Below are 24,187 nucleotides of genomic sequence, written 5' to 3'. Positions count from 1 at the left end.
CTTTTATAGTCACGGCACTATGAAAATGCCGTTTAGACGTCTAGACGTAAAAATATCTATTGACACTAAAAGGTGAAAACCATAGCATCTTCTATCAATTGAGATGTAGTTCAAACTTTTATGCTACTCACGGACTTCAGGTTGCTTAGATGATCGAAATTAATCAAGTAAACAAAGTGTTTTATCAAGGCGCTAAGGAAATCAACGCCTTGGCAGACATCAATCTGCATATCGCAGAAGGCACCATCTTTGGTGTGATTGGCGCCTCTGGTGCAGGTAAGAGTACGTTGATTCGCTGCGTAAACATGCTTGAAGCGCCAACGTCAGGTGAAGTCATCGTTGATGGTGTTGACCTGACTAAGCTTTCTAAATCCGAGCTTTCCGAAGCGCGCCGCAACATCGGCATGATTTTCCAGCACTTTAACTTGCTTTCATCTCGCACCGTATTTGAAAACGTCGCACTGCCACTTGAACTTGCTGGCAAAGAGCGCTCGCACATCGAAACCAAAGTGACGGATCTTCTAAAGCTCGTTGGTCTGGCAGATAAGCGCGATACCTACCCTGCCAATCTAAGTGGCGGTCAAAAGCAGCGTGTTGCGATTGCTCGCGCGCTATCGTCAGATCCTAAGGTACTGCTTTGTGATGAAGCCACCAGCGCACTTGACCCTGCGACGACACAATCGATTCTTGAACTACTGAAAGAAATCAACCGCAAGCTCAAGATCACCATGCTACTGATTACTCACGAAATGGACGTGGTAAAAAGCATCTGTCATGAGGTCGCTATCATTGGCGACGGTCGCCTGGTTGAAAAAGGCACCGTGGGTGAAATCTTTGCCCATCCAAAAACCGAGCTTGCACACGAATTCATTCGTTCAACACTCGATCTATCGATTCCAGAAGACTACCAAGCAAGGCTGCAAGCTGAGCGTGTTGAAGGCAGCTACCCGCTTGTTCGCTTAGAGTTTACCGGTGCTACTGTAGACGCGCCGCTAATGACGCAAATTGCACGTAAATACAATATTGATGTCAGCATTTTAAGCTCCGATCTTGATTACGCGGGCGGTGTAAAATTCGGCATGATGGTGGCAGAACTATTTGGTAATGAGCAAGACGACAACGCGGCGATTCAATATCTTCGTGACCACAATGTAAAAGTAGAGGTACTTGGTTATGTCCTTTAACACTGTCACAGACTGGTTATCTCTAAACAGTAACCTACTATTAGGGGCAACATGGGAAACCCTTTACATGGTTGCAGTAGCAGGTGTGGTTGGCTTCGCCGTGGGTATTCCACTGGGCGTTATTCTGCATACCACTAAAAAAGGTGGCTTGCTAGAAAACACGCGTTTAAACAGTGTGCTAGGTGCCATTGTTAACGTCGGTCGCTCGGTACCATTCTTAGTATTGATGGTAGCGATCATTCCACTGACCAAGATTTTGATTGGCACCTTTATCGGTACCACAGCAGCAATCGTTCCACTAACAGTTGGCGCGATTCCATTTGTGGCACGTCTTATTGAGGGTGCACTACTTGAGGTACCAACAGGTCTGGTAGAAGCGGCACAATCAATGGGCGCAACACCATACCAAATCATTACTAAGGTACTGCTTCCAGAAGCATTACCTACGATTGTCAATTCGGTGACAATCACTCTAGTGACCCTAGTAAGCTACTCAGCAATGGCGGGTACCGTCGGCGGTGGCGGTCTAGGTGACGTAGCCATTCGCTATGGTTTCCACCGATACGATGTGACCATTATGGCCGTGACCGTAGTGATGCTTATTGTATTGGTACAAATTATTCAGTCTATCGGTGATGCCGTTGTTCGCCGCGTAGACCACAGATAATCGAGATTTTAAGATTTATAACAAGGAGAGAGTCATGAAATTCAACGTTAAGAATTTACTCGCAATTGCAGCCGCTGCATCAGCACTTATTCTATCTGGCTGTGGTGAAAAAGAAGTCGACACCAGCAAGATCAAAGTCGGTGTAATGGCAGGTGCAGAAGCGCAAGTTGCAGAAGTCGCTGCAAAGGTTGCTAAAGAGCAATACGGTCTAGACGTTGAGCTAGTCACCTTCACTGACTACGTAACACCAAACGCAGCGCTTGATGATGGCTCTATTGATATCAACGCATTCCAGCATAAGCCATACCTAGACCAACAAGTAGCGGATCGTAACTACAAGCTGACTATTGCAGGTAACACCTTTGTATACCCAATCGCGGGCTACTCGAAGCAAGTGAAGTCTGTCGATGAAATCCAAGACGGCGCGCGTATCGCAGTACCAAACGACCCAACAAACCTAGGTCGCTCTCTACTACTACTTGAGCAGCAAGGTCTACTGACTCTACGTGAAGGTGTGGGTCTACTGGCGACAGTTCGTGATATCGAAGAAAATCCAAAGAACATCACTATCGTTGAGCTAGACGCAGCACAGCTACCACGCTCTCTTGATGACGTAGCGCTATCTATCATCAACACAACTTACGCAAGCTCTATCGACCTAACACCTCAACGCGATGGTGTATTCGTAGAAGACAAAGAATCTCCATACGTAAACCTAATCGTTGCGCGTGAAGACAATGTAAACGCAGAAAACGTTCAGAACTTCGTAAAAGCGTACCAAACAGAAGATGTGTACAACGCAGCCTCTGATATCTTCAAAGGTGGCGTGGTTAAAGGCTGGTAATCTCACCACCTTTGCACTAAGCATCAAAAAGGGGTTGAAGCCTAGCTTCAACCCCTTTTGTGTTTTCACCCGATAAACCCGTTTACTTTAGGTGATCCCAAGAAATATTGGAGACGATTCGACATGAATCGCACTTGAAGTAAAAGATGTCGTGCAGCGGCTCATCAAGCAACCATTCTCCACCACATTTCGGGCACTTACGTGCTTTTTCTTCCTCAAGACTCTTACCACCTACCTTGTACAAATAGTAGTACGTTGGGATTTGGGTAATGTACTCGATACGACCGCGAATATCCCACCCACGACGAAACAGGTCACTGCCTACCTCAGATAGCTCTCGCAGCGCAGCGTGCTCGGCTTTACAACCGCCCGCCATCTGGATTTCATCGCACGCTTGCCACTCGGTTTGCCATTTAATCACTGACTTATGATCGCCATTGAGTGTTGGCGGATTACGGTACAGCGGGATTGGCAACAAGGTTTCACCACTTCGAAGTGGTGAGCAGGTGTGCACATAGGTGGTGTACAACACTTGCCAGCTCGGCGTTTCATCTTCTGCTGCTTGCTCTGAGTTGATATCACGCCCCAGAAGGCGAACCTTAGGTGCCAATAGACACGCATCCGACAAACGCTTTAAACACACTTTTACGAAATCTGAGTGGTTACTTGGGTGCAAGCTATCTTGCTCAGGGCATACCGCACGAACGAAGAACTCCCCCTCACCCATCACCACCGGAAACTCACGACCTAACACTTGACCGTTATAACGCAGCGCGTCCATCAGACCGTTAATGCTCTTTTCTACTGCGCTGATTGTGGTGTTATCAAAACACTCAAAATGAAGCTCTACCACATACATAATTAAACGTCAGGCTCCAGACCGTTAAGGAATGTCTCGATATCCTCAGCAACCACATCGCGGCGATCGGTCCCTAGGCGCTCAAGAATCACGTTCCCGGTGATGTTACAGATAGAAATCACATCCATATCCGCATCAGTGGCCGCAATAAATACCGTTGGCTTGAGTTTAAGGCGGCGCTGCGTCACCAGGTGACCCAAAATGTTCTCTTGCAGACGAGTGAAATCATCATCGCTCCACACTTGCAGCAGCGTGAGTTCGTTACCTTGCCATGTGGCATTCATGTCTGCGCTGTACTGGTGTCCGTAGAAAGCTTTAATGTCATCGTGTAACGTTAGCTCTATCCCTTGCTCAATGTTTTCTAAGCGCTCAGGGACGTCACGGACGCAGGCACGCCAATACACCGATTCGTCATCTTTGCGGTCAATACAAGGGGACACCAAACCGTGAAGCTCTTCACTGGCCGGTAGTGTTTGATGCTTTTCTTGCCAAGCTTGTTGATAGCGCTGTGAAAACGCCTCTAGAGCTTGCTGTACACTTTGATTCATATACTCTCCACTCATCCTTCAATTGTTCGGCGATTTCCGAGCACAAAGGATGACAGCTATTCGGGGATCTCGTAAAATTCGCTTTATTCTAATCGAAATATCACACAATTATGAGCAAATATTCCAACGCGAAAGAGCTTTCGGGGCTCACTCTGGGTCAAAAGACCGATTATGCCAACCAGTATGACGCTTCGCTTTTGCAACCTGTACCACGAAGCCTAAACCGTGACGACCTTGAACTCGGTGATAGCTTGCCATTCCAAGGCTGTGATATTTGGACTATGTATGAGATTTCTTGGCTCAATGCCAATGGCTTGCCACAGGTCGCTGTGGGTGAGGCTTACATCCCTGCAACCAGTGCCAACCTTATCGAATCTAAGTCATTTAAGCTGTATCTCAATAGCTACAACCAAACGCGATTTGATTCATGGGATGAGGTGCAAAACACCATCGCTGGCGACCTATCAAACTGCGCTGGTGAAACCGTAACCGTAAAACTTATCCCAGTGGGCGACTTTGAAAACACTCAGATCGTGGGCATGAAGGGCGAGTGCATCGACAACCAAGACATTCGTATCGACAGCTACGACTTCGACGCGGCGCTACTTGAGGGTGCTGCAGGAGAGGAAGTGGTTGAAGAAGCGCTGCACAGTCACCTGCTAAAATCCAACTGCCTTATCACTAATCAACCTGATTGGGGCAGTGTCGAGATCCAATATCACGGCGCAAAGATCGACCGTGAAGCCCTACTACGCTACCTAGTTTCATTCCGTGAACATAATGAGTTCCACGAGCAGTGTGTTGAGCGTATCTTCACAGATATCATGGCGTACTGTAAACCAACAGAGCTAACCGTGTATGCTCGCTACACTCGCCGTGGCGGTTTGGATATCAATCCTTACCGTTCAAACCAAGACAGCGCACCAGCTCACAACTTGCGCATGGCAAGACAATAAGCACTCACTATTAGGGAAAATGGACGACTTCATGGGCTCAAGAATTTGGATTGTATTCGCGCTGGTTTGCTCGGTAATGTCAGGCATGGCCAATGCCAACACCACCTTTACCTCACCAATTTTGGTCGAGGCAGACAAACTGGTCGAAATTGAGCCCGCGAAAGCCCTAGAGATCGCCAACAACTACCTGACCAATCGAACATTTGCAGAGCCGAACGATGACAGGCTGCCGAAACTGGCGCGTGATGATACCGACCAACGTATTCGCACACCGCTTAGTAGTGTCAATGCGCTCATTATCGTAGCGCAGGCTCAGTTTAACCTCGGTGATAAACAAGCAGCGCTGCAAACCTTGCAGCTTGCTCAAGCGATGACAGAAAAGTATCAGCTGCTCTTTCTGGCTCTGGACGTTCGCATCCTAAAAACTCGATTGCAGTGGCTAACCACTGGTGAGGGTGCAAAAGCACTCAACGCACTAAAAGACGTAGAGCGCGACCTAGATTCAATACGCAAAGGGCAAAGCATCGCCAATCGCACCAGCTATCGCATCAAGATTCTGCAAGCAGAGATTGCCTCTGCAGAGAATGAATATGAGCTCGCAGAGCAGATGTATCAAAGAGCCAAAGCGTTTGTTCCACAGGAGAAACTCTCCAAATGGCAAATTGACTTCCATACCGTTTATGGCAACCACTATCTTCGTTACCGCCGCTACAACGAAGCGCTGTCCGAGCTGCTCCTTGCCTACTGGTCTGCAATTGAACTCAACAGCAGTGACCAACTTGCCCATATCAACCAGCTTCTGGCACAGCTTTTCATGCAAAGGCAGGTGCTCGATAAGGCACTTGAACACCTATCTCAAGCAGCGGACTTTTACGGTAATTACCCAGAGTCACCAATCCTCGCCGATGTCTTGAAATTAATGGGCGACATCTACTTCTTGCAAGGCAAATACAACCTAGCTCTGGTCCACTACTTCAATGTGATCGATCACAAGTCGACCGGTAAAAATATTCAAAAGGTGATTGATATTCGCCTTAGCCTTGCTTCGACTTATTTACAGCTCTACAACTACCCATTGGCAGAGCAGTATCTGGTGCGTGCAGAAAAGCTGCTTAACTACTCAGATTTACCCGCGCTAAAAGCACGAGCAGCATTGCTTGACGCAGGGCTTGCGTATCATCAGCAAGAGAACGAGAAAGTACTCGAGCAGGCACAAAAAGCGTTAGAGCTCAGTCAATCTCTGCAGCAAACCTCTCTTGAACAGCAGGCCTATCAACTGCTTGCCCTCGGTTATGAGCAAAAAGGGGATTACAAGAATGCTTTGGTCAACATCAAAAAAGCCAACTCGCTTCGTATCTATCAGCAAGACCAACTAAACCAGATCAGCGAAGAAGCCTTTCGCAAGCAGAAACAGTTTGTTGAGCAAGGCCTGCATTACGATATTCAAGAGCAAGAGTTAGGTGAAGCGACAGAGAAGCAAAACAAGTTCCAGAAAGTCGCGTTGGGGCTGTTCTGTGTTGCTGCGTTACTCGCGCTCATCGTGATGCGCCTCAGTTACGTGTATCGCCGCAACAAAACCGAGCTTCACGAGCTTAACGAAAACTTGTTCACACACGCTCGCTCTGGATTACCAAACTTACGCCTACTTAATGCCAAGCTACCGAATTCACTGCAACGTACTCAGCGTTACTTTGAGCAGTGGCAGGTGGGTGAGCTTATCAACGAACCGTTGAGTGACCGACTGCGGTTTGTCATGATTGACCTCCCTTTTCTACGCAATATGTACCTACAAAACGGTTACAAAGCAGGTCTCGAACTCGAACGCGCATTTGGTGACTTTATCCGTAGCAAGGTTGAATCACCTGCTCGTATTTATCACTTTTCCGATGCCAACCTGCTTTACATCGAGCCAAGCATTAAGCCAAGGACCGCTGAAAGCCTCTTTGATGAGATCCAAAGTTGGGTGAATGAGTTTGAGCAAGAACGCAAGATGAATCGCATCGTACGTATTGGCATGGCCAACTACCCGTTCCTGCCTCGCGCTTACACGGCTATCAATGACAAAGAATTACTCGATATTCTATTGGTGGCGACGCATATGGCGCGTGATGTCAGTATGCGTGAGAGTCAGAGTCATTGGGTCTATCTAAAAGCAATCGACAATGCACCGGCAGCGAGTCTTGCGACCGACAATATCCGACAAGCGTGTCGCACAGCGATAAAACAGGGGCTTATTAAAGTTCATTCTTCTTCCCAGAATGAGGACGGGTTCAAAAAATCGTTGATGAATGGGTAAAAAAACGGCACTTGAACATTGAATTACGTGACGTTGTGATGTTTTTTGATATTATCGATCAATACATCAATAAGATTCCCATCTAGTTTGTTTTTATAGGATTTATGAGCTCACAGGATAGCGAGACATTAGAGCATCTCCATCAGCTGAAAGTGCAGTTGGAGCAATTACGTATAGCTCAGCGCGACGCTTCGCTCAAATCGCGTCGTGAACAAACTATCCTAAAACGTTTCATTTCTACGTTGAGTAACACTCATATTGGTTCCCACTCGCGAATTGATGACAAACTGATTGAACTCCGCCAAGAGTTAGAGCATAACAAAGACATTAGTTCTTTAGTGCCCAAGTTTGCCATCTTGGAGCGCTTGATTGGTCAAAGGGCTGCCACGATGGAAAAACAACACGTTTCACTAGAGGAACAGACGCGTCGCAGTGGCGAGACCCTCCAGCGCATCAGCGGTCTGCCTGCTCAAATCAAACGTGACCTTCGCAGTGTCCTAGCCTATAACGACAAAAGCTCACTCAAACTTACCGATAACGCCGTTAAGCTGCTCGCTATCTATGAGCGCGCGGTAAAAATCATCACTTCAAACTCTGCACTTGCCTCAAAAGAGCCAGAGCCCAGTGAGAACAGCGGTATTTTACTGAGCTTGAACGACGAGCTACAGAACCTCATTACCGAGCTGGATTTCGATGGTGAGCCGGGTGAACAGCTGTTTGAGATCCGCTATAAGTTACTCACCGATTCCACGGGAAATCAGCTTTTAGAACACACGCTGCAAGTGCTGAGACTGGTGATTGACGCCACCAAATATGAACGTAGAACCTCTCAGCAGTTCCTAGAACAGGTCAACGGGTCACTTTCTTCCTCTCTTAAAGGCAGCTCGCAAAACCTAGACCAAAGCCAAATCTACTTTGAACAACGCCAAAACATGAGCCAAGAGCTGCACGCACTAGTATCGAGCGGCAAACGTGGTATTGAGTCGGTAAAAGATTTGGAGGAAGCTAAAAGAGCAATGAATCCATTGTTTGCCCAACTAGCCTCTCTGACTGAACGACTACAACATGCAGAAGTGAGAGAAGCCGCTCTATTAGAGCAGATGGCTCACAACAAGAATCAGCTCGAGTCGTTATACGACACCACGCAAGATTACCGACGTCGACTAGAAGATCAGTCGCAGCGCATGCTGCTTGATCCACTCACCAAGGTATACAACCGCACGGCGCTGGTCGATAAGTTAGAGATTGAGTACCGCCGCTGGCTAAAAAACCAACATCCGTTGTGGGTTGTCGTCTTTGACATCGACAAGTTTAAAAGCATCAACCACAACTTTGGTTACAGTGCCGGTGATAAAGCTCTGAAAATCATAGCGAAAACCATTGCAAACACGGTCGACAAAACCGATACCGTAGCGCGATTCTCAGGTGAAGAGTTTATTCTGATCATGCCTGAGCAAAACGAAGCGACCAGCTTGGCCAAAGTTCGCGAAATTCAAACTAAGATCAGTAATTTACCATTTAAGTTCCGCGACCAACTGATCACCATTACCCTCTCTGCGACCAGCGCGGTATTTACACAAAACGATACGCCTGACGACGTGCTAGAGCGTCTTCACAAAACCCTGTCTCACACCCAGAAGCTTGGTCCAAACCAGCTGGCTTGGAACCCATAATCTCATCATATTTTTCAAATAGTTATAGCAACATAGCTAACATTTGCTAGTCTAATAGATAGTCGTGTACTTTAATCTCTAGAGAAAACTCGTATTAAAGACTCGACCAATAACAATAACAACGAACCCAAAACAAAACCTGCGACCTCAATTCAGTGGGCATTCCATCACCCTACTCTCCCTTGCCCAACACAGGACGTCGCGGCATTCGGTTCTAGATAAGGAATTTGCTTATGATCACTCACATTAGTCCCGCGGGTAGTATGGACCTTTTGTCTCAACTTGAGGTTGAGCGCCTTAAAAAGACCGCGTCTAGTGACCTATACCAACTGTATCGCAACTGTACGCTAGCGGTACTCAATTCCGGTAGCCACACCGACAACTCAAAAGAGCTACTGGATAAACACCTATCGTTTGACGTTAACGTTATGCGTCGTGAGCGTGGTATCAAGCTTGAGCTGACTAACCCACCGGAGCATGCATTCGTAGACGGTCAAATCATCAAGGGTATTCAAGAGCACCTGTTTTCCGTTCTGCGTGACATCGTCTACGTCAACATGCACCTTGCTGATAACCAACGTCTCAACCTAACCAACTCGACTCACATCACCAACTTGGTATTTGGTATTCTTCGTAATGCGGGCACTCTGATCCCAGGGATCGACCCAAATCTGATCGTCTGCTGGGGCGGTCACTCCATCAACGCCACCGAGTACCAATACACTCGTGAGGTTGGCAACGAACTCGGTCTTCGTGAGCTAAACATCTGTACCGGCTGTGGACCGGGTGCAATGGAAGGGCCAATGAAAGGGGCGGCCATTGGCCACGCCAAGCAGCGTTACACCCACCAGCGCTATTTAGGGCTAACTGAACCCTCTATTATCGCCGCTGAGCCACCAAACCCTATTGTCAATGAATTGGTCATCATGCCAGACATTGAAAAGCGTCTTGAAGCGTTTGTGCGTATTGCTCACGGTATTGTGATCTTCCCTGGAGGTCCCGGTACCGCTGAAGAGCTGCTCTATATTTTGGGCATTATGATGCACCCAAATAACGCTGAACAGCCAATGCCTATCGTATTGACGGGGCCGAAAGAGAGTGAGGCATACTTCCGCTCCATCGATGAGTTTGTTCGAGCAACACTGGGTGAAGAAGCCACTAAATACTATGAGATAGTCATCGCTGACCCTGAAAAAGCCGCCAAGATAATGAAACAGGCAATGCCAGCGGTAAAAGAGCACCGCAAGAAAAATGGCGATGCATACAGCTACAACTGGTCACTGCACATCGAGCCAGAATTCCAGCTACCATTCGACCCAACCCATGAGAATATGGCTGGGCTTGATCTGCACATGAATCAGCGACCAGAGAACTTAGCAGCGGCGCTGCGCCAAGCCTTCTCCGGCATTGTTGCGGGTAATGTGAAAGCCGAAGGCATTCGGGAAATCGAAAGACATGGTCCATTTACCATTGATGGCGACAAAGCCTTAATGAAGAAAATGGACAAACTACTGAGCGATTTTGTGACTCAGCAACGCATGAAACTACCAGGCTCTGAGTACATTCCGTGTTATCGCATCGCTAATGGCGAATAAAACCTGAAACTCAGTAGCGTTTTATTTACAATAAAGCCACGTTTCTCCGTGGCTTTATTTTTATGTCAATTCATCTTGTTATCATCGACGCTTTAAACCTGATCCGCCGTGTACATGCGGTACAACCTGATCCAAATGACATAGAAAGAACCATTCAAACCACATCTCGCACCTTACGTCGTATCGTCGACGAAGCGCAGCCAACTCATATCATTGCGGTATTCGATCATCACGAGCAAGACCGAGGTTGGCGCGGTGACATCCTTCCTGAATATAAGCAAAACCGAAAACCGATGCCAGAGCCGCTCTACAATGGACTCGATAAAATCCAAGATGCATGGTGGCAACTCGGCATTGACTCTCTGCTATCAGAAGGGGATGAAGCGGACGATTTAGTAGCAACCCTTGCGGTGAAAGTCGCGAGTCACGGAGAAAAGGTTACCATTATCTCGACTGACAAAGGCTATTGCCAACTGCTCTCCCCGACGCTACAAATTCGCGACTACTTTCAGCATCGCTGGTTGGACGCTCCGTTTATCGAACAAGAATTTGGAGTTAAGCCTGAGCAGCTGGCCGATTATTGGGGGTTAACGGGCGTGAGCTCCTCTCAAGTGCCGGGAGTAGCAGGTATTGGTCCAAAAGCAGCAAAAGAGATTTTGACCGAGTATAGCGACATTGAGTCTGCGTATGCTTCTGAAGAGCTTGCAGCTAAGTATCGCAAGAAGCTCGATGAACACATTGAGATGGCGAGAAAATCAAAGCAAGTATCGGCGCTCAAAACAGATATTGAGCTTGGTTTTAACCTGCAGGATATTCGTTTTGAAGGTCTAGGCAGCAACACCTAGACCTTTAAGAGACGCTTTAGGCGAGATTAATGCGGCGAGATATTGGATAGCACTTGAATGTGCACCGTGATCTCTTCACGGTCATGGTATAAGTGCTTCGCTTGTAGCTTGAACTTCACCTTGTTCTCAATCAAGAAGATCTTTAGGTTCTCAATATCTTGCAGAACCTCGTCATAACGGCCTTTCATTGGCAGTTTAAGGTTGAAGATAGTCTCTTTCGCCCAGCCACGAATCAACCACTCACCCATTAGCTGCGCAACGCGAGATGGTTTCTCAATCATGTCGCACACCAACCAAGTAACGTTTTTACGTGGTGGCTCAAATTTAAAGCCATCTTCTTGGTGGTGCTTAACCTGACCCGTTTCCATTAGGCTATCTGCCATCATGCCATTATCAATCGCATGTACGAACATAGAGCGGCGAACCAGCTGATATGTCCAACCACCAGGACACGCACCGAGGTCAACCCCCCACATGCCGGATGCTAAGCGCTCATCCCACTCTTCTTTAGGAATAAACACGTGAAACGCTTCTTCCAATTTCAACGTCGAGCGGCTTGGCGCATCTGCTGGGAACTTAAGGCGTGGAATACCCATAAAGAACGCGGAGTTGTTGTTTGGATACGAGTAACCCACGTAACAATGACCCGGTGCGATAAAGCAGATATGCAGAACCGGCTTTTTGGCGTGCTCTTTATTGAACAGGTAACCCTTGCCACGCATCGCTTGACGCACTGGCACAGTAAACTTGCGGCAGAACTTGAGTAGCTCTTTCGCTTCGTTGGTGTCTGGCGTTTCAATGCGGATATCGCCACAGCGAGGGAAATCTTCCACCTCATCGAGTGCAGCCAATAGCGGAGAAATGCGATCATCCGATGGCAGAGCTTCAAGCTCACTCGCAATCGCGAACATTTGACGAGCGAAGATAAGCGATTGGAAATCAATATCGCGGATAAGTCTGTCCGCATCACCGTCTTGGTAACACTCGAAAATCACGTAGCCTGAGTTGTTTTTGACTCGCGGGAAGCCGAATACCTCAAGGGCTGTCGCTTTGTCTTGAATTTCGCCTGCACACTCTTTCTCGAATCCAGAGCGGCAATAAAGCATTACCTGTTTCACTGATTGACTCCATCTTTGTTTGTTTCGTCAGTCATCTGATATCCAGCATAAGCGAGGAATCCCCAACCTACCATAAACATCACCCCGCCCAGTGGAGTAATAGGACCAAACCACTTCACTCCTGTTAGCGCAAGGGCGTATAGACTACCGCTAAAGAAAAGGATGCCGATGATAAAGCAAATCGCGGCGCGATGAAACGCCTTTTGCGCATTCAATATAGGGGTATTCAACGCAAATAGCGCGCACAGCAGCAAAGCTAAGGTATGAATAAACTGGTACGTCACACCTGTTTCGAACACACCAAGCAAATAAGGCGACAACAGGTTTTTAAGGCCATGCGCCGCAAATGCGCCAAGCCCAACACTGATAAGCCCTGAAAGCGCGGCAATAACAACAAGAGTTCGACTACGCACTCGCCTCCTCCATATCATTAATACCCTTTATAAATAGCGCTAAACGATCCGCAGCCATCTGGCGATTTTGCGCTTCGGTAAAGCCTGAAGATTTTCTCGGTTTAAAGCTATGGTCACCATCGGGTACAAAGCTCACTTCGACCTTATCTGAAAGAGCAAAGTCGGCGAACTCTTCTTGCTTACCAAAGGTATCGCGCTCACCTTGTAAGATAAGGCACGGCTTTTCCATCGTCGCTAAATGGTCGCCTTTGAAGTTTTCAGGCTTGCCCGGCGGATGAAAAGGAAAACCCAAACAGGCAATCGACTTGACGAGTTCATGCTCAGAAAGCAACGACGCCATTCGACCACCCATCGATTTGCCACCAATCACGATAGGCTGTCCGCTGGCAACCTTTTCGATTACCTCAGTCATAGCCTCGAGCAATTTTGGAGCGCGGTCAGGTGGGCGCTTCTTACCATCTTCAACGCGTTTTACCATATAAGGGAAATTAAATCTGACAACACGAATGCCTTTTGCAGCTAAGCGTTGCGCCATGTCTTGCATGAAATCATGATCCATCCCCGCACCAGCGCCATGAGCGAACAGAAACAGCGGACCTTGCTGTGGCCCATCAAATACAAGGTTAGTCATCTAATAGCACCTCTTGCTCACTTTGCGCCTTCGCGAGCATCCAATCTCTAAACGTGGCGATACGCCCCATATCAGCTTGTTTGTCGTGGCAAACGACATAAAACGCGTTCTTACTCACTAAGACCTCATCAAACGGTGCAATGAGACGCCCAGCATCGAGCTCAGGCTGAGCAAGCACATTGTTACCGAGCGCGATGCCCTGCCCATGAGCCGCAGCCTGAAGCACCATGGTTGAGTGACTAAAGATAGGACCATGATTGACGTTAACACCGTCAAGTTCATTTTGTTTGGCGAACTGCTTCCAGTCTTTACGTGAGGTATCGTGAAGCAGCGTGTGCTTCGATAAATCGTCTAAGGTGTTGAGCGGTTTAGAGCCAAGCAGGAGGGCTGGAGAGCACAAAGGAACCAAAAACTCTTGATAAAGCTTATCAGCACGAAGTCCAGGCCAGTTGCCGCGACCATAGTAAATCGCAACGTCTACGTCATCAGTAAGTGAGCCTTCATCCATATCCACCGCTTTGATTCGCACGTCGATATCGGGTTCTTGCTCGTTAAAATCGGCAAGGCGAGGAACCAGCCATTGAATCGCAAAACTTGGGGGCAAGCTAATGGTTAGTGCGCCTTTTTCACTGCGTTCGAGTACCTTGTCAGTGGCTTCGGCAAGTGACGTGAAAATATCTTTGATATCAAGAAAGTAACTTTGGCCTTCCTCTGTCAGTAGCAACGAACGATTTCGGCGACGAAATAGCTTGAGGCCCAAAAATTCCTCGAGTGCTTTTATCTGATGACTGACCGCCGCTTGAGTGACAAACAGCTCTTCCGCAGCTCTGGTAAAGCTCAAATGGCGCGCGGCCGCCTCGAAAACTTTGAGCGAATTGAGGGGAGGCAAACGTCTCGACATAACGACTCTCTAATGCATTAGTTTTTTTAATCTGAAACATTATAATTTGTCCATTGCCGAACAGCCAGAGAAATTCTATATTTCATCCCGCAAACGCGAGTCTGAACGGCTCGGTTCTCTCTAGAACCGATTGACTCTGCGCTTGCGATGTTGTGTTTGCAATCTCGATTTTCGAGTTAGGTAGAATTCTACCACCACACCTTGGCTAGTTATCCCCTAGTTGATGTGTGTACTTCCTGTATTTTTGACCTGTCTGTCAAATTTTCTTACACCGCCTATATGGCGGTGTTTTTTTATCTGAATTTTATTCACTAATTCTGGATAGTTATATCCGCTAAATCAGCCCATAAAAAAACGGCCACCCATGGTGACCGCTTTCTATAGTTTTATTAATAGCTGAGCTAATCGTTTTTGTCAGATTAGGATTACAAGCCAGCGTCTGCAAATACTTGATTCACAATCTCTTGTGCTTCGGCTTCAATCTGTTTTAGGTGCTCATCACCTTTGAAGCTTTCGCAGTAGATTTTATAGATATCTTCAGTACCAGATGGGCGCGCTGCAAACCAACCATTAGCGGTTGTGACTTTTAGGCCACCGATTGCCGCGCCATTACCTGGAGCATGCGTTAGGCGAGCCGTAATCGCGTCACCAGCTAGAGTTTCTGCAGACACCATCTCAGGTGATAGCTTCTTAAGCACGTTCTTCTGCTCTGTATTCGCTACCGCTTGAATACGGTTGTACTTAGACTCACCGTGCTTAGCCGCAAGCTCTTCATAGTACTGCTGAGGGTTCTTACCCGTTACCGCAGTGATTTCTGCCGCTAGAAGACAAAGGATGATGCCGTCTTTGTCTGTTGACCACGGTGTACCATCTTTACGAAGGAAAGATGCACCTGCGCTTTCTTCGCCACCAAAGCCAAACTCACCGTTGTACAAACCGTCAACAAACCACTTAAAGCCAACGGGTACTTCACACAGCGTACGGCCAAGATCAGCGACAACACGGTCAATCAGCGCACTCGATACCAACGTTTTACCTACAGCAACGTCAGCGCGCCATTCACTGCGATGACGGTATAGGTAGTCGATACACACTGCTAGGTAATGGTTTGGGTTCATCAGACCTTTTGGCGTTACGATGCCGTGACGGTCGTAGTCTGGGTCATTACCAAATGCCAAGTCATAGTCATCTTTAAGCGCTAGCAGACCAGCCATTGCATATGGAGACGAGCAGTCCATACGAACAACGCCATCTTTATCCAATGACATGAACTGGAATGATGGATCGACCGCTTCGCTTACCAAAGTAAGATCTAGATTGTACGCTTTGCCAATTTGATGCCAGTAATCAATGCCTGAGCCACCCAACGGATCAACACCAATCTTGAGACCCGCTTTTTGGATCGCTTCCATATCAATGACATTGACTAGGTCATCAATATACGGCTTCACCAAATCACGCTCTTCAAACAAATCATTCGCTTTCGCAACGGCGATAGGTAGGCGCTTAACGTCTTTCATTTCGTTGCTGATGATTTCGTTAGCACGGTCTTCAATCGCCTGAGTTAGCTCAGCTTCTGCTGGACCACCATGCGTTGGGTTGTACTTGATACCGCCATCTTGAGGTGGGTTGTGTGAAGGCGTAATGACAATACCGTCCGCTTTCTTATCGCTGGACAGGTTGTAAGTCAAAATCGCGTGTGAGATACCAGGGGTTGGCGTATAGCCGTTATCTTCCTGAGCAATCACGTGTACACCGTTGGCAACCAATACCTCAACCACAGTCGCGAACGCTGGTTCTGACAGTGCGTGAGTATCTTTACCGACAAACAGTGGGCCCGTTGTGCCTTTCTCTGCGCGTACTTCAGCCACAGCTTGTGCAATGGCAAGGATGTGGTTTTCGTTGAAGGTTGCCTTGTCGGCACTACCGCGGTGACCAGACGTACCAAACTGTACGCTTTGAGCTGTGTTACCAGCTTCTGGTTGAACTAAGAAGTAATTAGAAACAAGCGCTGGGATATTATGCAAATCTTCTTGCAAAGCCTTTTGGCCCGCGCGTGGGTGTATAGCCATAACTGACGTCCTTTCAAATTCAAGCTTAAAAAATACAAAAAACCTCATAATACTCGTTTAAGTTTGAACATTATGAGGTTTAAATCGAAATCTTAGATAGAAGCCGTGACTTTCTCGATGAGCTCTGCAGGGAATTCCATCATGGTCATCACCTGCTCGACCATTTGTCTCTTACGACTGGTGTTGGTGTTGGTAATCACCCAAAACGGCGTATTTGGAATGGCTTTTGGTTTCGTTGTATTGCCACTCTCTAGCAGGGTCGCTTCATTGTTAGCGAAGTAGACACGCTTGCGACCTTTCACTTGCGTCGCCTCTGAAAAACCTTCTGGATTCAAGCGATGCAAAGTAGACAAGACCAACATAAAGCGGTCAATCGCTTTCTTAAGGCCCGCAAACTCGTCTGAAATCAGTAAAGAGCGCATCTCTTTTACTGAATCAACAGCTTCTACTTTTGGTGCCTCTTTACTCACGACAATCGTCTTAGCGGCAGCGGGTCTCTTTTCCGTCTCGGCTGCATCTACCTTTAATAAACGTCGTAAGATATCTGAAGCACTTTCGCCAATGTGGTGGGTCTGGCTTGCAATGTAACGGTATAGATCCTCATCAACCTCAATTGTTTTCATTCGCTTTTCACAATCTCTATGTTTAAACTCTGGATGATTATAACGAGTTCCGCGATGAACCTCCACGTTAAACACATCACGAATAACAGAAAATGTCAGCTTTATTAAACTACAAAAGAGAAGGTCACGGCGCGCCAGTCGTTCTCATCCACGGACTATTTGGTGACCTCAATAACCTTGGCGTGCTTGCTCGAGAACTTAAGCAAGATCATGATGTCATCAGCATCGATCTTCGCAATCATGGGCGTTCGTTTCACAGCGAAGAACATAGCTATTCATTAATGGCGAACGATATCATTGAGTTACTTGAAGAACTTAATGTAAAACACCCGATTATTATTGGTCACTCCATGGGCGGAAAGGTCGCGATGAAGCTTTGTGATTACGACTACCCTATCCAAAAACTCGTGGTGATGGACATGTCTCCGGTCAAATACGACACCCGACGACATGACAACGTGCTCGCGGGGCTCAATGCCGTTTGTCAGCAAACACCAAAGACACGCGGCGAAGCCATGGCAGTAATGAGCGAGCACATCGAAATGGAAGGAGTTAGGCAGTTTCTCGGTAAGTCGCTCTATAACACCGGTGAGCATATGGGATGGCGTTTTAACCTCAAAGGCCTAGAGCAAAACTACATGCAGATACTCGACTGGCAACCAATCCGCAAGACCGAGACGCCTGTCCTGTTTCTAAAAGGTGCCGACTCTGACTACCTCCAAGCGGATCATCAGCAACAGATTCAACAGCAGTTTGGTCAGGTAAAGGTCCACATTGTCGCGAACACGGGTCACTGGCTGCACGCAGAAAAGCCAAACGAGGTATTGCGAGCGATACGCAAATTCATCTAATTTTGACCTACATCGTAAGCAGGTTGATTTCCATGGATTAACTTTACCGAGTAACAATGGTATAGTTCCGCGCAAGCATATTGGCACAAAGGAATACCATGCTTTACGAGCATATAGATAAACTCGAGTCCATTGGTTTGGATCTATTGTTTGCATCCATCTTTTTTCTGATCGGTATGGCAATCAAAGATGTACTAAAACAAGGCAATGTCCCCGAGTTTGGTCGACGTATTGTGTGGCTTGTGCTGTTCTTAGGCTGTGCAGGTTTTGTCGCAAAAGGCATTATTCAGCTTAGCTGGGAAGGCACAGGACTGGGCTAATCGCCACTGTTCCTGAATCCAACGAAGACAGATAAAAAGGTACTGAATCTATGGCAAGTGTAGGTCTATTCTTTGGTAGCGATACTGGCAACACAGAAGCTATTGCAAAGATGATCCAAAAACAATTGGGTAAACAGCTCATCCACGTTCAAGACATCGCTAAAAGTAGTAAAGAAGACATCGATAACTTCGATCTGCTTCTACTTGGTATCCCAACTTGGTATTACGGCGAAGCTCAAGCAGATTGGGATGACTTCTTCCCTGAGCTAGAGGGCATCGACTTCTCTACTAAGCTAGTGGCTATCTTCGGCTGTGGTGACCAAGAAGATTACGCAGAATACTTCTGTGACGCTATGGGTACAGTACGTGACATCGTTGAAGGCAAAGGTGGCACTATCATCGGTTACACTTCAACAGATGGCTACGAATTTGAAGCGTCAAAAGCACTCGTTGAAGGTGACGAATCTCAATTTGTTGGTCTATGTATTGACGAAGATCGTCAACCAGAGCTGACGGATGAGCGCGTATCGAGCTGGACTAAGCAGCTTTATGAAGAAATGTGCCTAGCTGAGCTAGAAGACTAATTCTTCATAAACGTAAAAAACCTCCTATTGGAGGTTTTTTTGTATCTAAAGCAGCAAAACTCTATGCTCCCACTGATTCGGTATCACTGGCTTGCATTTCTCGATACTCAGCCTTTTTACGAATATACAGCTTACGCTGAATAGTCGATACAACCTCGCCCTTGTTGTTCTGGATATGAGTAACAAATTCAGGAAAGCACTTTTCTCCAGTGGCAGTGCTCTGCAATATGTCATCCAACATGTCCTGACTCACCACAAATTCGGCTCGAAGATCGGAAAATCCCGGCTTAATAAAATCGATACTTGCTTCTTTATCCCATACATAATACTGTTCGCGCAATATCCCCATCAGCATCAAAGAGTAGATAGGATCCGTCATTGCAAAGATGCTGCCTCCAAACTGAGAGCGGTTGGCATTCTTGTTCCACCAGCGCAGCTTCAAACGAACCTTCACAGAACGAAAGTCCTCACTGATCTCTTCAATGCGTATGCCCGCCCCCCAAAAAGGTGGCCAAATATTCAAAGCAAACTTAACGTATTTAGGTTTATAAATTTTCGCTAATCGTCTATCCATAACTACAACTCTTCACTAGATGTAAACAAATTGTAACTGGTCAGATGTGTTTGTAAAGTGACATAGTTCTGCTTCTATGTTAATAGTTAGTAACCCTTTGAAGTTCGTGGTTTATTGTTACGCTGTAGTACCCTATAATGAATGGATACATGAAATCTGTTTATTGCTGCAGATCATCACAGGAAAGTTTATGTCAGACAATAACAAGGCACTTAAGGACGCGGGACTGAAGGTCACGTTGCCAAGACTTAAAATTTTAGAAGTACTGCAGAAGCCAGAGTACCAACACATTAGCGCAGAAGACTTGTATAAGAAGCTTATCGACCTTGGCGAAGAGATCGGTCTAGCAACAGTTTATCGAGTATTGAACCAATTTGATGATGCCGGCATTGTCACTCGTCACCATTTCGAAGGCGGCAAGTCAGTATTTGAACTATCAACTCAGCACCATCACGACCACCTAGTGTGCCTAGACTGTGGTGAAGTCATTGAGTTCTCTGATGACCTAATCGAAACTCGTCAGAAAGAAATCGCGGCGAAATACAATATCGAGCTGACTAACCACAGCTTGTACCTATACGGTAAGTGTATTGGCGGCGCGTGTAAGACTGACCCTAAGGCGCATAAGCCTAAGTAAGTCTTTGTTTGGATATGAAAAAACCAGCCTGATGGCTGGTTTTTTTGTGGGTTGGGTTTGGTGAGCGCTGTTTTTACCCCCTCTAGCTCCCCCTTATTAAGGGGGAGAACCACTACTCGCTCCTATCGTCGCATCGTACAAAATAAGGCGATGCGCAGCGAGCCAGTAGTTCCTCCCCTTTTAAGCGGGGCGCGCAGCCGGGAGACTAGGAGGGGTCAGCTCTTAACAGCTCTTAAACCTACTTCCCTTCAATCTTCGCCCAAGTATCACGAAGACCAACCGTACGGTTAAACACCAAAGACTCAGCAGTAGAATCTTTAGAGTCCGCACAGAAGTAACCCATACGCTCAAACTGGTAACCTTGCTCAGCTTTCGCTACCGCTAGACTTGGCTCAACAAAACCGTTGATCACTACCAGTGAGTCTGGGTTGATGGTTTCAGCAAAGTTATCTGCCGCTGCTGGGTTAGCGACGGTAAATAGGCGATCGTATTGACGAATCTCTGCTGGAAGACCTTTGTCAGCTGATACCCAGTGGATAACGCCTTTCACTTTACGACCATCCGCTGGATTTTTACCTAGCGTTTCTGGATCGTAGCTACAGAAGATAGTGGTGATATTGCCTGCATCGTCTTTCTCGATGCGCTCCGCTTTAATCACATACGCGCCGCGTAGACGTACTTCTTTGCCTAGCACCAAACGCTTGTACTTCTTGTTCGCTTCTTCGCGGAAGTCTTCACGCTCAATCCAAACTTCGCGAGTAAATGGTACTTCACGAGTGCCCATTTCTTCTTTGTTTGGATGGTTCGCAAGGGTTAACGTCTCACCTTCACCCTCGTAGTTCTCGATAACAATCTTAACTGGGTCAAGTACTGCCATCGCACGAGGTGCGTTCTCGTTTAGGTCATCACGAATACAAGATTCTAGTGAACCAAACTCGATCATGTTCTCTTGCTTAGTCACACCAATACGCTTACAGAACTCGCGAATTGACGCTGGCGTGAAGCCACGACGACGCAGACCAGAGATAGTCGGCATGCGAGGGTCGTCCCAACCGTTAACCAGTTTCTCTGTCACAAGTTGGTTTAGTTTACGCTTCGACATTACCGTATATTCAAGGTTTAGTCGGCTGAACTCGTACTGGCGAGGCTGACAATCGATAGTGATGTTATCTAGAACCCAGTCGTATAGACGACGGTTGTCTTGGAACTCAAGCGTACATAGTGAGTGCGTAATGCCTTCTAGCGCATCTGAAATACAGTGCGTGAAGTCATACATTGGGTAGATGCACCACTTGTCACCTGTTTGATGGTGCTCAGCAAAACGAACACGGTATAGAACAGGGTCGCGCATTACCATGAACGAAGAGCCCATGTCGATTTTTGCACGAAGACATGCCGTACCTTCCTCGAAGCCGCCGTCACGCATTTTCTCAAATAGCGCTAGGTTTTCTTCAACTGGACGGTCGCGGTAAGGACTTGGCTTACCTGGTGCGGTTAGCGTACCACGGTACTCGCGGATCTGCTCTGGACTTAGCTCTTCAACGTACGCTAAGCCTTTGTTAATTAATTCAACCGCATACTCGTAAAGCTTGTCGAAGTAGTTAGATGAGTAGCACACTTCACCTGACCAATCGAAGCCTAACCAGCTTACATCATTCTTAATTGACTCAACGTATTCAACGTCTTCTTTTTCAGGGTTGGTGTCGTCAAAGCGCAAGTTGCACTGACCCTGGTAGTCCTGAGCAATACCGAAGTTCAAACAAATAGATTTCGCGTGACCGATGTGCAGGTAACCATTTGGCTCCGGCGGGAAACGAGTATGCACGCTAGTATGCTTGCCATCCGCTAAATCTTTATCAATGATTTGGCGAATAAAGTTCGATGGACGAGCCTCAGCTTCACTCATCTATAACACCTCTATGTTTTAAGTATTGTCAGATATATAAACGCTAATGATCCACAATTCTTTGAGAAACCTCAACAAGATCTCGCATTTTCATTAGATTATTTTAGTACTGAATTATGAACAGGTAACACAGGCGGTTCTACAGGCACAAAAAAAGCCTCTCGGGGGAGAGGCTTTGGTATGGAAATCAATAAGTCAGAGTGATTATGGCAGTTTCACTTCTGATAGGTCTTCACCAGCGCCGATAGACTTCATTTCACCAGCGATGATTTCAGCTAGAGGGCCAAGGATAACTTGTAGGTTGTTTTCACCTAGTTTAACCACACCCTTCGCGCCAAGTTTCTTAAGTACTGCTTCGTCAGCAACAGAGCGGTCTTTAAGTGTTAGGCGTAGACGAGTGATACAAGCATCGATTGACGTTAGGTTGTCATGACCACCTAGCGCTTTTAGGTATTGGCGAGCTAGGTCACCGTTTTTGCCTTCGCCAGCTGCAACTTCTACTGCTTCGTCATCATCTTCACGACCAGGCGACTTCAGGTTGAATGCGCGGATTGCGAAGCTGAAAGTGAAGAAGTATAGAGCACCAAAACCTAGACCGATGATTAGTAGCATGAATGGTTTCGTTGCTAGACCCCAGTTCAGTACGAAGTCGATTAGACCAGCAGAGAAGCCGAAGCCGTGTAGCGTACCAAACATGTTAGCTACGACTAGAGACAGACCTGTGAACACGGCGTGCATTGCGTATAGTGCAGGTGCTAGGAATACGAACATGAATTCTAGTGGCTCAGTGATACCTGTTAGGAAAGAACAGAATGCTACTGAGAATAGAGCGCCACCAACTTGACCACGTTTTTCAGCAGGAGCTGCTAGGTACATAGCTAGTGCTGCACCAGGTAGACCAAACATCATTACTGGGAAGAAGCCGTTCATGAATACGCCAGCGCCTTTGTCGCCGCCGAAGAAGCGGTGTAGGTCACCAGACTTCACTGTTTCAGTAACTTCTTTAACTGTTGCAGTGATTTCAGGCGTTACTGAGTTAGCGAATTCAAATGTGTGAGACTGACCAGCAACTAGAGTCTTAGCAAGAGCTGGGTCAACACAAAGCTGTTGTAGTGCAGGTAGAGCTTGGCCAGCTGCTTGCGCGCCAGTTACCATGATCTCTTGACATGTACCCATACCGAACCAGAAATAAGAGTTAAGTACGTGGTGCAGACCAACAGGGATAAGCGCACGGTTAAGTGTACCGTAAACAAACTGACCTACTGCGCCAGATGTAGATACTGCGTGTGCTAGGGCGTCTAGACCGCCTTGGATTGAAGGCCAAACCACACCAGAGATAGCACCAGCTACGAGAGCAAACAGACCTGCCATGATAGGTACAAGTCGCTTACCTGAGAAGAATGCTAGCCATTCTGGTAGGCGAGTAGCGTGGAATGCGTTATATGAGTGACCAGCGATGATACCTGCGAAGATACCGCCGAAGAATGACATGTTAACGCTTGCATCAATTGTGGTTGCTGCCGCTGTTAGTGAGAAGTAAGCAACTGCACCAGCAAGACCTGCTGCACCGTTACCATCTTTAGATAGACCAATCGCGATACCTAGACCGAAAAGCAGTGGTAGCTGACTGAAGATTGCATTACCTGCAGCCGCCATAAATGGAACGTCTAATAGATCAGGTTGGCCCAAACGTAGTAGAAGCGCCGCAATTGGAAGCGTTGCGATAGGAAGCATCAATGCTTTACCTAGCTTCTGCGCATATCCTAGAATATTCACCTTAAGTTCCCCCTATAGGATTTGAATTTTTTTGGACGACTTATTTTAGCCGTTCAATTTAGTCCTTTTCAGTGTATGGAATTAAATTCGCCCCGCAAATTAAAACCTTATCATTTGTGATCCTAATCACCAGTTTTTGCCAAAATTCAGGCTTTTTGCTAGCGAGATCATAAAACTTATTTTATCATACGAAAAAATGATCAAATCTAAGTAGGATTTCCATAGTGAGAGTTGCAAAGAATGGCGGTTAAACTGCGATATAAATCAAGTTTTCAACAACCGCTCATATAGAAAAAATGATAATAACTCTCGAT

The 24,187-nt window shown here is 46.9% G+C and carries 23 protein-coding genes; 12 read left to right on the top strand and 11 right to left on the bottom strand.

The genetic code is table 11. From position 1 onward, the window contains the following. Positions 1–149: 149 nt before the first annotated feature. Genes metN through metQ form a run of 3 tightly spaced genes read left to right on the top strand, consistent with a single transcriptional unit; the run spans position 150 to position 2,695 of the window. On the top strand, positions 150–1,184 hold the full coding sequence (metN, locus tag LY387_RS03205; protein ID WP_042473684.1) for a methionine ABC transporter ATP-binding protein MetN: 1,035 nt from the start codon (positions 150–152) through the stop codon (positions 1,182–1,184). Next, on the top strand, positions 1,174–1,851 hold the full coding sequence (locus tag LY387_RS03200) for a methionine ABC transporter permease (RefSeq protein WP_234495296.1): 678 nt from the start codon (positions 1,174–1,176) through the stop codon (positions 1,849–1,851). The genes metN and LY387_RS03200 overlap by 11 nt, the downstream gene beginning before the upstream one ends. A 34-nt stretch (positions 1,852–1,885) precedes the next feature. Then, on the top strand, positions 1,886–2,695 hold the full coding sequence (metQ, locus tag LY387_RS03195; RefSeq protein ID WP_112480668.1) for a methionine ABC transporter substrate-binding lipoprotein MetQ: 810 nt from the start codon (positions 1,886–1,888) through the stop codon (positions 2,693–2,695). An 82-nt stretch (positions 2,696–2,777) separates the two neighbouring features. Here metQ and LY387_RS03190 read toward each other — a convergent pair whose 3' ends face one another. Both LY387_RS03190 and syd read right to left on the bottom strand, forming a co-directional pair. Continuing rightward, positions 2,778–3,554 carry a Zn-ribbon-containing protein gene (locus LY387_RS03190; RefSeq protein WP_234495295.1) on the bottom strand — a complete coding sequence of 259 codons (777 nt, stop codon included), beginning with the start codon at positions 3,552–3,554 and terminating at the stop codon, positions 2,778–2,780. Positions 3,555–3,556: 2 nt separating this feature from the next. Continuing rightward, the gene (gene syd / locus LY387_RS03185) at positions 3,557–4,102 is read right to left on the bottom strand and encodes a SecY-interacting protein (RefSeq protein ID WP_112480670.1); all 546 of its coding nucleotides are present in this window, start codon (positions 4,100–4,102) and stop codon (positions 3,557–3,559) included. Positions 4,103–4,212: 110 nt separating this feature from the next. Between syd and queF the strand changes: the two genes are divergently transcribed. From queF to xni, 5 genes are all read left to right on the top strand, one after another. Beyond that, on the top strand, positions 4,213–5,058 hold the full coding sequence (queF, locus tag LY387_RS03180; RefSeq protein WP_234495294.1) for an NADPH-dependent 7-cyano-7-deazaguanine reductase QueF: 846 nt from the start codon (positions 4,213–4,215) through the stop codon (positions 5,056–5,058). 31 nt (positions 5,059–5,089) lie between these two features. Continuing rightward, a complete protein-coding gene (locus LY387_RS03175) occupies positions 5,090–7,354 on the top strand; it encodes a tetratricopeptide repeat protein (RefSeq protein ID WP_234495293.1) in 2,265 nt (754 codons plus the stop codon). 104 nt (positions 7,355–7,458) lie between these two features. Continuing rightward, positions 7,459–9,027 (top strand): GGDEF domain-containing protein, encoded by a 1,569-nt coding sequence (locus tag LY387_RS03170; protein WP_234495292.1) that lies wholly within the window; start codon positions 7,459–7,461, stop codon positions 9,025–9,027. Positions 9,028–9,260: 233 nt separating this feature from the next. Continuing rightward, the gene (ppnN, locus tag LY387_RS03165) at positions 9,261–10,622 is read left to right on the top strand and encodes a nucleotide 5'-monophosphate nucleosidase PpnN (protein WP_234495291.1); all 1,362 of its coding nucleotides are present in this window, start codon (positions 9,261–9,263) and stop codon (positions 10,620–10,622) included. Between the two features lie 62 nt (positions 10,623–10,684). Then, complete coding sequence (gene xni, locus LY387_RS03160; RefSeq protein WP_234495290.1) at positions 10,685–11,467, top strand: flap endonuclease Xni; 783 nt, start codon at positions 10,685–10,687, stop codon at positions 11,465–11,467. A gap of 26 nt (positions 11,468–11,493) precedes the next feature. Here xni and rlmM read toward each other — a convergent pair whose 3' ends face one another. From rlmM to seqA, 6 genes are all read right to left on the bottom strand, one after another. Further along, positions 11,494–12,585: a 23S rRNA (cytidine(2498)-2'-O)-methyltransferase RlmM gene (gene rlmM, locus LY387_RS03155; protein ID WP_042473674.1), complete on the bottom strand. Its 1,092-nt coding sequence runs from the start codon at positions 12,583–12,585 to the stop codon at positions 11,494–11,496. Further along, a complete protein-coding gene (locus LY387_RS03150) occupies positions 12,582–12,998 on the bottom strand; it encodes a DUF423 domain-containing protein (RefSeq protein ID WP_234495289.1) in 417 nt (138 codons plus the stop codon). Before LY387_RS03150 ends, rlmM begins: the two co-directional genes overlap by 4 nt. Beyond that, on the bottom strand, positions 12,991–13,629 hold the full coding sequence (locus tag LY387_RS03145; protein ID WP_234495288.1) for an alpha/beta family hydrolase: 639 nt from the start codon (positions 13,627–13,629) through the stop codon (positions 12,991–12,993). Before LY387_RS03145 ends, LY387_RS03150 begins: the two co-directional genes overlap by 8 nt. Next, positions 13,622–14,530, bottom strand: a complete 909-nt coding sequence (locus tag LY387_RS03140; RefSeq protein ID WP_234495287.1) for a transcriptional regulator GcvA — start codon at positions 14,528–14,530, stop codon at positions 13,622–13,624. The genes LY387_RS03145 and LY387_RS03140 overlap by 8 nt, the downstream gene beginning before the upstream one ends. Positions 14,531–14,955: 425 nt before the next feature. Beyond that, entirely contained in the window at positions 14,956–16,602 is a 1,647-nt protein-coding gene (pgm, locus tag LY387_RS03135; RefSeq protein ID WP_234495286.1) for a phosphoglucomutase (alpha-D-glucose-1,6-bisphosphate-dependent), read from the bottom strand. 92 nt (positions 16,603–16,694) lie between these two features. After that, positions 16,695–17,225, bottom strand: a complete 531-nt coding sequence (gene seqA, locus LY387_RS03130; protein WP_128648311.1) for a replication initiation negative regulator SeqA — start codon at positions 17,223–17,225, stop codon at positions 16,695–16,697. A gap of 92 nt (positions 17,226–17,317) precedes the next feature. Here seqA and LY387_RS03125 point away from each other — a divergent pair, with 92 nt between their 5' ends. The 3 genes from LY387_RS03125 to fldA all read left to right on the top strand — a co-directional run bounded on the left by LY387_RS03125 (position 17,318) and on the right by fldA (position 18,980). Then, the gene (locus tag LY387_RS03125; protein WP_234495285.1) at positions 17,318–18,076 is read left to right on the top strand and encodes an alpha/beta fold hydrolase; all 759 of its coding nucleotides are present in this window, start codon (positions 17,318–17,320) and stop codon (positions 18,074–18,076) included. Positions 18,077–18,174: 98 nt separating this feature from the next. Further along, positions 18,175–18,396: a DUF2788 domain-containing protein gene (locus tag LY387_RS03120; RefSeq protein ID WP_234495284.1), complete on the top strand. Its 222-nt coding sequence runs from the start codon at positions 18,175–18,177 to the stop codon at positions 18,394–18,396. 50 nt (positions 18,397–18,446) lie between these two features. Continuing rightward, positions 18,447–18,980, top strand: coding sequence for a flavodoxin FldA (fldA, locus tag LY387_RS03115; RefSeq protein ID WP_042473660.1), 534 nt, complete (start codon positions 18,447–18,449; stop codon positions 18,978–18,980). 61 nt (positions 18,981–19,041) lie between these two features. On the opposite strand, the gene LY387_RS03110 is transcribed toward fldA, so the two are convergent. Beyond that, positions 19,042–19,554 carry a DUF4442 domain-containing protein gene (locus LY387_RS03110; RefSeq protein ID WP_042473656.1) on the bottom strand — a complete coding sequence of 171 codons (513 nt, stop codon included), beginning with the start codon at positions 19,552–19,554 and terminating at the stop codon, positions 19,042–19,044. Between the two features lie 190 nt (positions 19,555–19,744). On the opposite strand from LY387_RS03110, the gene fcrX reads away from it, so the two are divergent. Further along, positions 19,745–20,191 carry a ferric iron uptake transcriptional regulator FcrX gene (gene fcrX, locus LY387_RS03105; protein WP_042496644.1) on the top strand — a complete coding sequence of 149 codons (447 nt, stop codon included), beginning with the start codon at positions 19,745–19,747 and terminating at the stop codon, positions 20,189–20,191. A gap of 238 nt (positions 20,192–20,429) precedes the next feature. On the opposite strand, the gene glnS is transcribed toward fcrX, so the two are convergent. Both glnS and nagE read right to left on the bottom strand, forming a co-directional pair. Continuing rightward, positions 20,430–22,097 (bottom strand): glutamine--tRNA ligase, encoded by a 1,668-nt coding sequence (gene glnS / locus LY387_RS03100; RefSeq protein WP_234495283.1) that lies wholly within the window; start codon positions 22,095–22,097, stop codon positions 20,430–20,432. A gap of 204 nt (positions 22,098–22,301) precedes the next feature. Further along, a complete protein-coding gene (gene nagE / locus LY387_RS03095) occupies positions 22,302–23,873 on the bottom strand; it encodes an N-acetylglucosamine-specific PTS transporter subunit IIBC (protein ID WP_234495282.1) in 1,572 nt (523 codons plus the stop codon). Positions 23,874–24,187: the final 314 nt, after the last annotated feature.

Source organism: Vibrio maritimus (genome assembly GCF_021441885.1).
Lineage (GTDB): Bacteria > Pseudomonadota > Gammaproteobacteria > Enterobacterales > Vibrionaceae > Vibrio > Vibrio maritimus_B.
The sequence above is the reverse complement of the archived record's forward strand: the minus strand, read 5'-3'. Positions and strand labels throughout refer to the sequence as shown.